Genomic DNA, 14,069 nt, shown 5'->3' with positions numbered 1-14,069 from the left:
TAGCAAAATCCCGACACCTGTCATCTGACAAAGCACCGGGATTTTCAGATTTCATGGAACTGTCACAAGCGTGGATCAGTTCCCTGCGCTCTCCATCTTGCGATGGGCGACAACCTCTTCCAGCCAACCCAGATGCATTTCGGGCACCGAGCTGAGCAGAAGGTCGGTATAGTCGTCAAACGGCGGGCTCAGCACCTGCGATTTCGGCCCGTAGCGCACCACGCGCCCCTGATACATCACCGCGATGCTGTCGCTGATCGCGCGGACCGTCGCCAGATCGTGGGTGATGAACAGATAGGCCACGTTCTCGATCTTTTGCAGATCCAGCAGCAGCTTGAGAATGCCATCCGCCACCAGAGGGTCGAGCGCCGAGGTGACCTCATCACAGATGATCATTTTCGGCTTTGCCGCCAGTGACCGGGCGATGCAGACACGCTGTTTTTGACCACCGGACAGCTCGGCCGGATAGCGGTCGATGAACTTTTCGCCCAACTCGATCTCATCCAGGAGTTCGATGACCCGCTTGCGCTTTTCCGCGCCCCGCATATTGAAGTAGAACTCCAGCGGCCGGCCGATGATGGTTCCTACGGTCTGACGCGGGTTCATCGCCACGTCGGCCATCTGGTAGATCATCTGTAATTCGCGCAGGTCTTCGCGGGTTCGGCCTTTGAGGTCTGGCGATAGTTTGCGCCCGGCAAAGGTGATTTCACCATCCCGAGGGGGCAACAACCCGGTGATGACCCGCGCCAGCGTCGATTTACCCGAGCCGGATTCGCCCACAACGGCCAGTGTCTGCCCCGGATGAAGCTCGACATTGACGTTGTGCAACACGTCGAAGTTCAACCCCTTGTAACGCGCGGTGATACCGTCAACGCTGAGCACCGGTTCAGGTGTCGGCTGCTTTTCTTCATGCTCAATTGAGCGAACCGAGACCAGCGCCTGCGTGTATTCCTCCTGCGGATTGTTGATGATCTGATCCGTGTTGCCGTACTCGACCGTATTGCCCATGCGCAGAACCATGATGTCATCGCTAACCTGCGCCACAACTGCCAAGTCATGGGTGATGTAAAGTGCAGCAACCCCGGTGTCTGCGATGGCTTCTTTGATCGCCATCAGAACATCGATTTGGGTAGTCACATCCAACGCCGTGGTGGGTTCATCGAAGACCACAAGATCAGGCTCGGGGCACAAGGCCAGAGCCGTCATGCAGCGCTGCAACTGTCCACCCGAAACCTGATGCGGGTACCTTTCGCCGATATTGTCCGGGTCGGGCAAACCCAGCTTGGCGAACAGTTCACGCGCCCGACCTTCGGCCTCTTTGCGGCTGAACTTTTTCTGTTCGACCGCAGCCTCGACCACCTGATCCATGATCTTCTTGGCCGGGTTGAAGGATGCCGCGGCGGACTGAGACACATACGTGACTTCGCCACCGCGCAGCTTGCGGATATCCCCGTGCGAGGTTTTCAGGATATCACGCCCGTTGACCCAAACCTCACCACCGGTGATCTTCACACCGCCCCGGCCATAAGCCATTGAGGCCAGACCGATGGTGGATTTCCCGGCGCCGGATTCCCCGATCAGGCCCAGCACCTTGCCGCGCTCGAGGTCAAAGCTGACCCCGTGCACGATCTCGATGTCATGAGGTTTTTCACCCGGTGGATACACGGTTGCGCCGATCTTGAGGTCGCGGACCTTGAGAAGTGGATCGCTCATCCCCGGCCTCCTTTCAGTGATGTGGTGCGGTTCAGGACCCAGTCAGCCACCAGGTTGACCGAAATCGCCAGCGTCGCGATGGCGACAGCGGGATACAGCGCCGCACCGATACCGTAGACGATGCCGTCCTTGTTTTCCTTCACGATGCCGCCCCAGTCCGCCAGCGGCGGCTGAACGCCCAGACCCAGGAAGGACAGGGTCGAGACAAACAGGACCATGAAGATGAAACGCAAACCCAGTTCAGCCACCAGCGGCGACAGAGCATTGGGAAGGATTTCGCGGAAGATCACCCAGATCTGGCCTTCACCCCGCAGGCGCGAGGCTTCGACGTAATCCATTACTGCGATGTCCACCGCAACAGCGCGCGCCAGACGATAGACGCGCGTGGCATCCAGCAGGCCCATGACAATGATCAGAACAGGGATGGTGACCGGAACCATGGCCAGAACCACCAATGCGAAGATCAGCGATGGAATCGACATGATCAGATCAACTGTACGTGACATGACCTGATCGACCCAGCCGCCCATAACTGCCGCCAGAAAACCCAGGACCGAGCCGGTCACAAAGCTGAGGATCGTTGCTGCCGTGGCGATGAAGATCGTCGTGCGCCCGCCATAGATCATGCGGCTGAGAAGATCGCGGCCAATGTTGTCCGTGCCCAGCCAGAATTGCGAGCTTGACGGCTCCCACACGTCGCCGACGACCTCGGCCATGCCATAAGGGGCCAGCAGGGGGGCAAAGATGGCAACAAAGAAGTACAGGCCGGTAAAGCCAAGACCGATCATTGCAGAGATAGGAATGTTCTTCATTTCGGATGCCTCAACCTTGGGTTGGCAAGGATCGAGACGATGTCTGCAATCATGTTCAAACCGATATAGATCGCGGCGAAGATTACACCGCAGGCCAGGACAACGGGCACGTCACGCTTGGTCACGTGATCCACCAGATATTGCCCCATGCCGGGATAGACGAAGACGACCTCGACCACGACGACGCCAACAACGAGGTAGGCCAGGTTCAGCATGACCACGTTTACAATAGGTGCGATGGCATTCGGAAATGCGTGGCGGTAGATCACCTGAAAGTTGCTCAGGCCCTTAAGCTCTGCCGTCTCGACATAGGCCGACTGCATCACGTTTAGGATTGCAGCGCGGGTCATACGCATCATGTGCGCCAAAACCACCAGAGTCAGCACGATGACAGGCAAAGCGATAGAGTTCAGCTTTTGCCCAAGGGTCATGCTGTCGTTGATCATTGCAAGCGGCGAGAAGAAGCCCAGTTTGACGGCAACGAAGTAGACCAGCACATAACCGATCAGGAATTCGGGGATAGAGATCGTGGTCAGTGTGACCGCCGAAATCATCTTGTCGGGCCAGCGGTTGCGGTAGCGGACCGCCAGAAGGCCCAGGAAGATAGCCAGTGGAACCGAAATAATAGCGGCCCAGAACGCCAGAAACAGTGTGTTGCCCAGACGGCTGCCAACGGATTCAGCGATGTCGAGCTTGTTTGTCAGTGATTGGCCCAGATCACCCTGAACAATGCCACCCAACCATTCAAAATAGCGGGTCAGGGCTGGCCGGTTGAGGCCCATTTCTTCGCGCAGGTTTGCCAGCGCTTCGGGGGTTGCGGATTGGCCAAGGACGGCTTGCGCCGCGTCCCCGGGAAGGGCTTCAGTGAGGCCGAATATCAGAGCCGATGCACCGAAGAGAAGCAAGAGTCCCAGCGCTAAGCGCTGGAACACCAGTTTGATGATGGGATGCATATACAGTAGCCCGGATCAGACGAACCACATTTTGCGGGACATATTGCCGTTCATCAGCTCTTGTGTCGGGTCGGTTTCCCAACCGTCCAACTGGTTGCTGATGCCCTCAACAAAGTCGTTGAACATCGGACAGATCAGACCGCCTTCATCGCGGACCATCATGCCCATCTGGCTGTAGATACCTTTGCGCTTTTCAGGGTCAAGTTCAGCACGTGCGGCGAACAGCAAGTCGTCGAAGGCCGGGACCTTGAACCGCGTGTCGTTCCAGTCCGCAGTCGACAGATAGGCAGTCGCATACATTTGATCCTGAACCGGACGGCCACCCCAGTAGGACGCGCAGAATGGCTGAACATTCCAGACTTCCGACCAGTAGCCATCATTTGGCTCACGCTTGATCTCAAGCGGAATTCCAGCTTCTGCTGCAGACTGTTGGAACAGGGCCGCTGCATCTACCGCACCAGGGAAGGCGCCATCTGCCACACGCAGAATAATTGGCGAACCGTCATGGCCCGACTTTTGATAATGCTCAGCGGCCTTTTCAACGCTGAATTCGCGCTGCGGAATAGTCTCATCAAACAGCGGGTAAGCCGCGTTGATCGGCATGTCGTTCCCGATCGAACCATAGCCTCGAAGCACTTTCTCAACCAGATCCTCTCGGTTGATGGCGTGTTTCAGAGCGAGGCGCAGTTCGTTGCTGTCGAACGGTGCAGTGTCAATGTGCATGATGAAGACATAGTGCCCGCGACCTGCGGTCGAGTGCACTGTCAGGTTTGGCGCGCGTCCCAAAAGGTCGGCCACTTTCGGTTCGACCCGGTTGATTGCGTGAACTTGTCCAGATTGAAGCGCGGCCGTGCGGGCCGTAGCATCGTTGATCACGATCACTTCTACACTGTCGAAATTTCCGAAATCCGAGTTCCAGTGGTTTTCGAACTTTGTGTAAAGGTGGCGTACACCGGGTTCATCCACTTCTACCTTATAAGGTCCGGTTCCGATGCCTGCGCCAGGATTCTCCATCCCTCCGTCAGGCTGAACGATCAAATGATAGTCGGCCATCAGATAGGGCAGGTCAGCGTTTGGCTCAGTCAGCGTGACTTGGAAGTTGTCCCCGTCAGCTTTCATGGACTCGATACCTTTCATGATGCCAAGCGCACCAGATTTCGAGTCTTCGTTCGAGTGACGCTGCATCGTTTTAAGCACGTCTTCGCTGGTCATCGTTTTTCCGTTGTGGAACTCAACGCCTTGACGCAGCTTAAATGTCCATACTTTGGCGTCTGCGCTACCTTCTACGCTTTCTGCCAGGCGCGGTTCGATGGTGCCATCGGGTGCCACTTCAACCAACTGATCGCCGAATTGTTTGCCGTTCTGGAAGGGAACTGAGCTTGCATAGGTCGCCGGGTCAAGCGAGTTAGTTGATTCGCCACCTTGCAGGCCAAACTTCAGGTCACCGCCTTTTTTGGGCCCTGCCGCCCGCGCGGCATCCGCAAACATCGTGCTGGCCATCGCTGCCGAGACGCCTAAAGCCGCAGCTTTCCCCATAAATTCGCGGCGGGTCATCTTCCCGGCGGTGACCTGGCCGGCCATGTGCGTGATTTGTTCGTTCATTGAGTATTCTCCCTATTGAGTGGTTTTAGCCCTTTGCGGACTTTTTATTGACGCATGAGTCAAAGTTGGCGCATTTCAGACAACCGAGCAAGGATATTTCGCGCGTGCACCGAAAACGATGGTCTTCACGATGACGTCACGAACGCCGCCTTCGTGATCTGTAGATTGAGAAACCGTCTGCATATTCTTTCATTTTCGGTTCTTGATGGAACAAAGTGTAGGAAAATGCGTCAAATCATACGCGTATTGCGACAATTAGATCCATTACGTTGGTCCCGGTTGGTCCTGTCACCAAAAGCGCACCCGCTGAATCCAGAAAAGTACCGCTGTCAGCGTTTTGAAGGTAGGTTTCGGCTGCGTCCACCCAAGTTGCGCCAGTCACGATCCCTCCGGCTGCGTTTGTTGGGCCGTCCGTGCCATCTGTACCACCAACAACAACCGTCAGGTTCGTTTGACCTGAGATCTCTTTGGCCAATGCAAGCGCCAGTGCCTGATTTCGCCCACCGCGCCCTGGGTGACCGGGTAGAACCACGGTCGGTTCACCGCCAAAGATCATCACACCCTTGTCCATGCCGCGTAGCATCGATCCAAGCTTTGCCGCCACTCGCAGATAGTCATCGTGCAGCGCTTCGTCATTGGCCAGAACCGTTTGACCCGCTTCGCTTGCTGCTAAGGCAGCCGCATTTCGGGCATGTGCGTTTGACGCCACGATCTGTGTCGTCGCAGTGAAGCTGTAGTCATCTGGCAAAGCTCCAATGCCCGAGCCAATGACATTGAGATCGTCGCCGGGCACGTCTGAAATCGCCAGAACAGTCGCCTGTGCGCCTTTGAAATGAGACAGCAAGCCGCCGCCCTTGATGCGTGACAGCTTGCGCCGCTCGGCGTTCATCGCCCGAATGTCCATTCCCTCAGACAGCAGTCTGCGGTTCAACGCCTCCAGATCGCGTAAAGATGTGCCGGTCACAAGATCCTCGGCCAACGAGGACGCGCCGCCTGAAACCAACAGAAGGACATGAGAGCCCGGCGGCATCTGCTCCATCGCAACGCGGAGCGCGCGCCCACCCGCAAGGCTGCGGTCATCCGGCACCGGATGAGAGGCCTCGATCACCTCGACCGACTCGGGAAGATCGCGACCGTGTTCGTCTTTGGTGACCACAAGAGTGGGGATCGGACCAAACTGAGCCAGCGCCGCACGTGCCATCGCGGCAGCGGGTTTGCCGACCGCGAGAATCCGATCGGGCTTGGGAACACCCGGCAGTGCGGCCTTGGTAGCAGCGAACCCATCGACCGCATCAACTCCGGCCTGCCAAAACGAAACGGCTTGCTTTGTGATATCCATCAATTCTCAATCCAGATCGTGACGGGGCCGTCATTTACAAGTTCGACCGCCATGTCAGCCCCAAACTGCCCGGTTTCCACCGCAACACCTTGCGCGGCCAAGTGATTTGCAAATTCTTTATACAGGCGTTCACCCTGATCCGGCGGGGCTGCGGTTGAAAACCCCGGCCGGTTGCCGCTTTTTGTATCGGCGGCGAGTGTAAACTGGCTGATCACCAACGCCGATCCGCCAATATCCAGAAGTGAGCGGTTCATTTTCCCCGCATCGTCTTTGAAGATGCGGATCTTGGCCGCCTTTTCGGCAAGCTTCTTGGCCTGCTCGTTGCCGTCGCCCTGCATGGCGCAAACAAGAATCATCAACCCCTGTCCACATGATCCTGCGACAGTGTCATCAACCGACACTTTGGCATGCGATACCCTCTGCAATACTGCGCGCAAGGGATTCCTCCTTGTTATGCGAAAGCCAACCTCTGGGATTGTTTAATCCCGCCATTCCACAAAGTCACTCGGTGCGGCGCGTTTTGTGCGAAAGCTGTTTGCAGGATGATCAGGGTCCGCATAGCCAAAAGAAATCGCGCACAGGATCAAGCGGTCTTCGGGGATCTGAAAATAGCGATGCAAGAATGGACCGTAAGTAGCCAATGCGGCTTGTGGTATGGTCGCGATCCCCAACGCTTGGGCTGCCAGCGCGAAGGCCGTGACAAAACCACCGCAATCCATCGCGCCATAGGGGCCAAGCTCAGCCGGGCTTGAAAGGATGGCGCAATGCGGTGCGCCAAACAGGGCAAAGTTCTGCATCATTTGCTGCGCCGACCCGGCGCGGTCCCCGCGTTCCACCCCAACAGCTTCGTACAGCGCCCAACCACAGGCGCGGCGGCGATCCTGGTACACGCCGGAGTAGGAGGTTGGAAACGGCAGATCCGGTGCTGGGGTTCCGCTGACAGCCTCAGCTAACATTGCTTTACGGAACGCATCTGTTTCATCTGCGCTGGTGATCACCAACTGCCAGGGTTGTGCATTGCACCAGCTAGGGACTTGGGATGCGCTGGTGACGATCTGTTCGATCTGCGCTCGCGGTACTGGTTCTGATAGAAACGCACGGCAGGAATAGCGGTCTTTCAGCAGAGTATTCAGTTCAGCTAACGACACGGCAGACCCATCCCTTTGTTTCCGCGCTGAACATGACCGGGCTTTGCCCGATGCACAAGCCTGTCCGCAGGTCCGACTATTGCCCGGTGGCCGCCAAATACCCGACACCCGCAGCCACCAACAAACCTAGTACAACAGCGATGGTGATTTTGATCGCTGACCAAGGACGTTCGCCTTGAACCCGTCCGGTCCGGCCATTGACCACAAATCGGTAGGTCTGGCCGCGGTATTTATAGGCGGCCATCCAAACCGGCAGAAGGATATGCTTGAACGTGACATCACGCACATCTGTATCGACCGCATGAATGCGCTGACGGTCCCCGCCGATGTCAAAACGAACGTCCCGTTCAATTACGCGCGCCATATGGGCGCGGGCTTCGGCGTATCCTTCCCGCAGTTCAACGCTGTAGGCTTCAGCACGGAAACCGGCCAGGTATTCGGGCTGATAAGGTTCCAGCGCGGGCAGATCCCAGGGCTCCAGCGCGTCGGTGTAGCGTTTTGGAAGCGATTTGGAGGCCAACACCAACACGTCGTCAAAAAACCGCGCGACGCGGCCGGACTTGGGGGTCCAGCGTACCTTTGGCACTTGTTGCTGAACCCGCTTGCCGTCTCGCATTACGGTGCGGGTTTCATAATAGACAGTGCCGCGTTCGCCGCGATACGAAGACTTGGTGTCGGCGTCGAAGGTCCAATAGGGCACGTAAATACCCTGCATCTTGCGCCCTTTGCGTGCATATTCCTTCAACCCGTTTGGTGCGAACCACAATCGCCCCAACCAATCGCCCATCGCCTTGTGGGCTGATCGTTCGTCGAATGCAAAAGGCAATACGCCTTTTGGTTTGATATGCCGGTTGATCCCGGTATCTGTCACGACTGGTGTGGCGCAAAACGGGCATTCTGCTGCATGCGTGTTCGGGTCGAACTCCACCTGCGCGGCACAGTTTGGGCAGGACAGAACGCGGGTTTCCTCGATCTCGCTGTCCGGCAGGCGGTCAGCGATGGCGGCGTCAAAGTCCAGCTCTCGCAGACTTGCACCGCCCCACGGCCCGGCACTGATCGGCTCGGAATGCCCGCAATGATCACAGGTTAAGGTACCATCACCAGGGTTGAACCGGTAGTCAGCGCCACACTGGTCGCAGGGGAAACGGTGTTCGGTCGGGTCAGGGGCGGTGACGTGTGTCATGAATTACCCGGTGGTCATGATGAATAGGAAGGAAGACCGTGTTTGTTCACGTTCCAGGCGGAGGAGGCGGCAGGATTGTGAACAACTGCGCAAGTTCCTGCACGTCGCCTGCCTTTTTCCAACCGTCTTGTCCTGCGGTCCAGACATATGTGTCACGTGTCAGTTCGCCTTCGCTGGCCATGCGTCCCATCTTGGCTTTGGAAAACGGCCCACTTGTCTGACCATCCACGGCGATATGCCACACATGCTCGACAGGTGGTGGCGGAGGCGGTGCCGCGTGTGCTGCTGGTTGTGGGGCAGCGGGGGCGGGCGATCCCCACGGGCCGCTCGGCTGGCCCGCTGCCATGTTCGACATTTGCTGTGCCATCGCCATGCCCATACCCATGCCAAGACCAGCACCCATGCCGCCGCCTTGACCCGGATTGTTGGCTGCCGCTGTCATCGCTTCTGCTGCTGAATACTGCGTGAACTTGCCCAGATCGCCCGCCAACCCCATCGAGGTCCGCTTATCCAGCGCTGCCTCGACCGCAGGCGGCAGCGAGATGTTTTCAATGTAAAATTCCGGCATTTCCAGCCCATAGCTGTCCAAGACCGGCGAAACTTCGGCAGCGATCAGCTTGCCCAAATCGGCGGTGTTTGCGGCCATGTCCAGCACTGGAATGCCTGAGCCCGAGATGACGCGGCTGAACTCCTGCACGATGATATTGCGCACCTGAAAGCTGATTTCATCCATTGTGAATTCGCCGTCTGTCCCGACGATTTCGACAAGGAACTTGGCTGGGTCCTTTACACGCACCGTGTAGGTGCCATAGGCCCGAATACGGGTTGGCCCGAACTCGGGGTCGCGCAGCATGATCGGGTTTTTGGTGCCCCATTTCAGGTCGTTGAACCGAGTTGTGTTGACGAAATAGATCTCGGATTTGAACGGCGACTGAAAGCCGTGATCCCAATGCTGAAGGGTGGTCATGATGGGCATGTTGTTGGTCTCAAGCATATAGAGACCCGGCGTAAACACGTCGGCCAATTGCCCTTCATGCACAAATACTGCCGCCTGACCTTCGCGCACGGTCAGTTTGGCACCGTACTTGATCTCGTGCCCCTCACGCTCAAACCGCCAGACCATCGTATCACGGGTGTCATCCACCCAATGAATAACGTCAATGAATTCTCCGGTCAGAAAATCGAAAATTCCCATTTGGGTTCTCCTGTCCTTGGGGTCAGAGCGGCTGACCCATTAACTCGCGGGCAATAATACGTACGACGGGGCGCGCATCATCCACGCCCACACCAGGTTGCAGGCGCTGATCATACAGCATCGTCAACAGTTTCTCGTCATGGCTGGTCAGCAGCGCAAACTCATCATCATCGTTGAAAATCGAAGGCCGTGCTGCGGGGCTGTCATTGGACAGACCAAGTCCCTGCGCAATCTCTTCGTGAATACAACTGCGGCGTACCAGATCGGTCAGTTCGGCCCGGATCAACGCGACTGCACGCACATATTTGTAGGGCGACGCCCTGGTCGCAGAGGCAAAGACCAGACAGTCGAAATTGGCGCGTGGGTTGGCAACAAGATCCAGCGAAGCCTGGCTGATATTCGGGATCAATTGCTTCAGGCGCGACGCGACATAGGCGCTGTCGTCCTTGCCTGCGAAAAAGACATGGAAGTTGGCGTTGCGCGACACAACCGAAATCGGGTGCTGGGTCAAACCGGCCAGACGGCCTGCGAACACGCGAACCTGATCCGCGTCCTTAGTCCGCGTTTCGGGCAAAACCGAAGGGCCAAACTCGGTCTGGATGCGCACGGGGCCGGACCAACGGCTCAGCTGCCCATCTGTCTGGCGAGAACCGATCGAAACACTCTGCGTCGGATATTCGCTGTAAAACGCGATTGCTTCGAAGTTACGGGCCAGATCGTCGGCATCATAGGGCGTATCCGGTCCGCCGCCATCTGTACGCAACAGCCCCCGAACCAGAAGGTCGCGTTCAACCCGCTGGTAGAAGCGCGCCAGATCCTGACTGGCGGCAGAGGGCGGTACATACGCATTAGCCGCTGTCGGTGCGGGTTCGGGCCGGGGTTGCGGCGCAACAGTGGATGTCAGGGTTTCATCGCAATTGGCCAAGGCCAACACCGAAGTCACCCCTAACGCAAGTTTCAGAGAGTTGAAGCGCCGCACGCGGATCCCGCCTTTAGCCAGGAACCGACGTACCGGAATTGTCACCAATCCCGTCCCGGCGCGCTTTGGCAGCGGCCAGCGTGTCACGCAATTCGGTCTCCATCTTTTGCAATTCGACCTCAGCCGCCGCGCGTTTCGCTTTACCTTCGTCCGCAATCGCCAAGCTTTCGTTGATAGTTCCGATCAGGTCAGCATTGGCCTGCTTGACGGCTTCAATGTCGAACACGCCGCGCTCCATTTCCTCGCGGATCATCTTGTTGGATTCCCGCAGGTTGGCTGCATTCGAGGTCAGCAGTTCGTTTGTCAGATCATTGGCGTCACGTACGGCGGCTGCAGCCTCGGCGCTGCGCTGGATGGTGACAGCTTGCGCCAGCTGGGTTTCCCACAGAGGAACTGTGTTCACCAGCGTCGAGTTGATCTTGGTCACCAGCGACTTGTCGTTTTCCTGCACCAACCGGATTGAGGGCAGCGACTGCATCGTGACTTGGCGGGTCAGCTTCAGGTCATGAACCCGGCGTTCCAGATCGTCGCGCGCGGCACGCATGTCGCGCAGCTCTTGCGCTTTCATAACCTGTTGATCTTCGGGCGCGGCCTCAACTTCGGCTTCTTTCTCGGGAATGTCGTGGCTGTCCAATTCGGTCAGCTTTTCCTCGCCTGCTGCGATATACAGTGCCAGTTCGTCATAAAAGCCCAGCGTCTTTTCATACAGCAGATCAAGCGATTTGATGTCCTTCAGCAGCGTATGCTCATGGCTCAGAAGGTCGTCGGTTATGCGGTCGATCTGGCCCTGAACTTCTTCGTACTGGGCGGTGAACTTGGCAAACGGCGCGGCCTTGCCCAGCAGTTTTTCCCACCAGCTGCGTTCGCGGCGCACGTCCAGTTCACTGACCGAGAACCCTCGTATCGTGGTGACGATATTGCGTAGGCTGTCCCCGGCGGGGCCCACATCCTTGTTGCGCACATCCGCCAGCATGGCCTGACTGATTTCCTGCAGTTCGGCCTGTGCGGACGATCCGAAAGACACGATCGAGTTGGTGTTGCCCATGTCGATTTCATCCATCCGCTTGCGGATTTCGGCACTGACGGGTTCGTCGGCGTCTTCCAGCGACACGACCTCGGCCTGAGGTTCAGGCAAAGCTACGGCTGTGACTTCCTGCACCAGAGTTTCGGCCTGAACTGCCTTGTTCTTGATCTCATCGGACATGGGGATGTTCCTCGCTCAAATAGTGGCCGGTCAGTCCAACCGGACGCCCTCGCGCTGCAACCTTTCGCGCAGCACGTCAATTTCAACCGTCAGATCACTGCGGTCATCCAATAGCATTTTGCGCGTACGCGCGGCGAAATTCTGTTCCAGATCGTCAAGCAGCGCAGAATAATCCGCAAGCGCCTGCGCATCGCGGGTTCGGGCGTAGACGTCAGCAAACTTGACGGTCGCGTCCCGTGCGCCCTGCAGATAGACAGTCAGGTACTTTCTGGCACCGGCCAGATCGCGGGGGTCTTCTTCGACCGTGCGGAACAGATCCCGCGCGGTGTCCTGAAACCGTTTGACGCGGGCTTCGACCCTGCGGTCGCCTGCGCGTTTGATGGCGTCGGTCATCTCAGACAGATGTTTCTCGGCATCATCGACAACGCGGGCCACGCGGTCTTGTTGAAAGGTGTCGATCCCTTCCATGCCTTTGTCTTTCATCGGATCAATGCCGAATGAGACCGAGTGCAGAACGGTTGCCGCCACTCCAAAAAGCACCGGGGCCAACAAGCTGGCTTGTGCGGCGGTTTCTGCATCCAGAAACTCGGTCCTGTACGTGGCAAGTCCTGCACCCAGACCAGTCAGAATGCTTGCAAATATCTTGCGCGGAAAAGCAGGCCGTCGGGCGGTCTTTCGGGCGTTATATGCGGCTTCGGCCCGCAGACCTTCGCGCAGCAGGAACGCGGCAGCTGTCAAGATACCAGCTGCGATAAGCCCGATGGTCATGCCGATCGCACCATCGTTCAGCGACAAAAACACCAAAGGAATGGCCGGAAGAAACAGAAGGTTCGCCCGCGCACCAGCAGGTTCAACCCGTGCGCCGTCAAATTGCCCCCTTGGCAGAGGTGAATCGCCCGAGGTATCGCCCTGCGGGCTGTACTTGCCGCCAAACCGCTTTGCCATGGCCTACAGCCCCCCAAGCAGGCCGGTGCAGACACCAAGCAACAGCAGCAACAAGACAGCGTAGGCGAGTTTTTGCACTCCGCTTCCGGACATCACGCCCCCCAAACAGCAGCATTCACTGAAAATTTAGGGGATGCGAGGGCTTAGCGCTAGGGGGAAGGTTGTCGAACCAGCATCACTTGCGAGGTTTCTTGCCGATTGGTGCCCGTTTTCTTTGCGGTCGGGCAGTGCGTTTTGGTGCGGCATCGGGTTTCACGTCTCCGTCCAGCCCAAGTTGATCGCGCATCACCCGGCGGCGGATCTCTTCAACCTCGCCTTGCTTCAGGCTACCCAATTGGAACGGGCCGTAAGACACGCGCAACAGGCGGTTCACAGTGAAGCCGATATCTTCCATCGCGCGGCGGATTTCGCGGTTCTTGCCTTCCCGTAGGCCAATGGTCAGCCAGGCATTAGCCCCTTGCTGGCGATCCAGCGATACGGTCATCGGCTGAAAGCGCTCGCCTTCGATCACTAACCCTTTGCGCAGTGGTTCGAAATCTTCGTCCTTTGGTCGACCATTCACCCGCACGCGATATTTGCGCAACCAACCGGTCGAGGGCAGTTCAAGCTTGCGCTTGATCCCGCCATCATTGGTCAGCAGCAGCAATCCTTCGGAGTTCAGGTCAAGCCGTCCGACGCTCATAACCCGCGGCATATCTTCGGGCAGCTTGTCGAAAATCGTTTCGCGGCCTTTTTCGTCGCGCGTGGTTGTCACCAATCCCGCAGGCTTGTGGTACAACCACAGGCGCGAGGGCTCGGGTTCCGAGACGGGTTTGCCATCGACAACGATCTTGTCTTTTGCCGTGACGTTCAGGGCAGGGCTATCGATGATCTTGCCATTCACGGCCACACGGCCTGCTTCGATCATGCGCTCAGCCTCACGCCGCGATGCGATGCCAGCACGGGCCAGAACTTTGGCGATCCGGTCGCCAGGAGGAGGGGTCTTGTTCATGTCAG

The 14,069-nt window shown here is 57.6% G+C and carries 13 protein-coding genes; all 13 read right to left on the bottom strand.

The annotated features are described in order from the left end of the window. Positions 1-75: 75 nt before the first annotated feature. The 13 genes from GS646_RS12175 to GS646_RS12115 all read right to left on the bottom strand — a co-directional run bounded on the left by GS646_RS12175 (position 76) and on the right by GS646_RS12115 (position 14,064). Positions 76-1,713: an ABC transporter ATP-binding protein gene (locus GS646_RS12175; RefSeq protein WP_171185153.1), complete on the bottom strand. Its 1,638-nt coding sequence runs from the start codon at positions 1,711-1,713 to the stop codon at positions 76-78. Next, the gene (locus GS646_RS12170) at positions 1,710-2,525 is read right to left on the bottom strand and encodes an ABC transporter permease (protein ID WP_171185151.1); all 816 of its coding nucleotides are present in this window, start codon (positions 2,523-2,525) and stop codon (positions 1,710-1,712) included. Before GS646_RS12170 ends, GS646_RS12175 begins: the two co-directional genes overlap by 4 nt. Continuing rightward, the gene (locus GS646_RS12165) at positions 2,522-3,478 is read right to left on the bottom strand and encodes an ABC transporter permease (RefSeq protein WP_171092552.1); all 957 of its coding nucleotides are present in this window, start codon (positions 3,476-3,478) and stop codon (positions 2,522-2,524) included. Before GS646_RS12165 ends, GS646_RS12170 begins: the two co-directional genes overlap by 4 nt. 15 nt (positions 3,479-3,493) lie before the next feature. After that, positions 3,494-5,080: an ABC transporter substrate-binding protein gene (locus tag GS646_RS12160; protein ID WP_171092551.1), complete on the bottom strand. Its 1,587-nt coding sequence runs from the start codon at positions 5,078-5,080 to the stop codon at positions 3,494-3,496. 235 nt (positions 5,081-5,315) lie between these two features. Beyond that, entirely contained in the window at positions 5,316-6,419 is a 1,104-nt protein-coding gene (locus GS646_RS12155) for a DUF4147 domain-containing protein (protein WP_171646603.1), read from the bottom strand. Next, positions 6,419-6,856, bottom strand: a complete 438-nt coding sequence (gene dtd / locus GS646_RS12150) for a D-aminoacyl-tRNA deacylase (protein ID WP_171646605.1) — start codon at positions 6,854-6,856, stop codon at positions 6,419-6,421. The genes GS646_RS12155 and dtd overlap by 1 nt, the downstream gene beginning before the upstream one ends. 42 nt (positions 6,857-6,898) lie before the next feature. Further along, a complete protein-coding gene (locus GS646_RS12145; protein ID WP_171646606.1) occupies positions 6,899-7,567 on the bottom strand; it encodes a nitroreductase family protein in 669 nt (222 codons plus the stop codon). Between the two features lie 76 nt (positions 7,568-7,643). Next, a complete protein-coding gene (locus GS646_RS12140) occupies positions 7,644-8,750 on the bottom strand; it encodes a TFIIB-type zinc finger domain-containing protein (RefSeq protein WP_171646608.1) in 1,107 nt (368 codons plus the stop codon). Between the two features lie 46 nt (positions 8,751-8,796). Then, entirely contained in the window at positions 8,797-9,945 is a 1,149-nt protein-coding gene (locus tag GS646_RS12135) for an SPFH domain-containing protein (protein WP_171185142.1), read from the bottom strand. A 22-nt stretch (positions 9,946-9,967) separates the two neighbouring features. Continuing rightward, the gene (locus GS646_RS12130) at positions 9,968-10,888 is read right to left on the bottom strand and encodes a DUF2927 domain-containing protein (protein WP_371732108.1); all 921 of its coding nucleotides are present in this window, start codon (positions 10,886-10,888) and stop codon (positions 9,968-9,970) included. A 49-nt stretch (positions 10,889-10,937) separates the two neighbouring features. Continuing rightward, complete coding sequence (locus GS646_RS12125; RefSeq protein ID WP_171092540.1) at positions 10,938-12,128, bottom strand: toxic anion resistance protein; 1,191 nt, start codon at positions 12,126-12,128, stop codon at positions 10,938-10,940. A gap of 30 nt (positions 12,129-12,158) precedes the next feature. Then, positions 12,159-13,073, bottom strand: a complete 915-nt coding sequence (locus GS646_RS12120) for a 5-bromo-4-chloroindolyl phosphate hydrolysis family protein (RefSeq protein WP_171646610.1) — start codon at positions 13,071-13,073, stop codon at positions 12,159-12,161. Between the two features lie 175 nt (positions 13,074-13,248). Continuing rightward, entirely contained in the window at positions 13,249-14,064 is an 816-nt protein-coding gene (locus GS646_RS12115; RefSeq protein ID WP_253746349.1) for a pseudouridine synthase, read from the bottom strand. Positions 14,065-14,069: the final 5 nt, after the last annotated feature.

The sequence above is a fragment of the Ruegeria sp. HKCCD4315 genome (assembly GCF_013112245.1).
In the GTDB taxonomy this organism is placed as follows: domain Bacteria; phylum Pseudomonadota; class Alphaproteobacteria; order Rhodobacterales; family Rhodobacteraceae; genus Ruegeria.
Note: the sequence above shows the minus strand (reverse complement) of the source record. Positions and strands in the feature narration are given on the sequence as shown.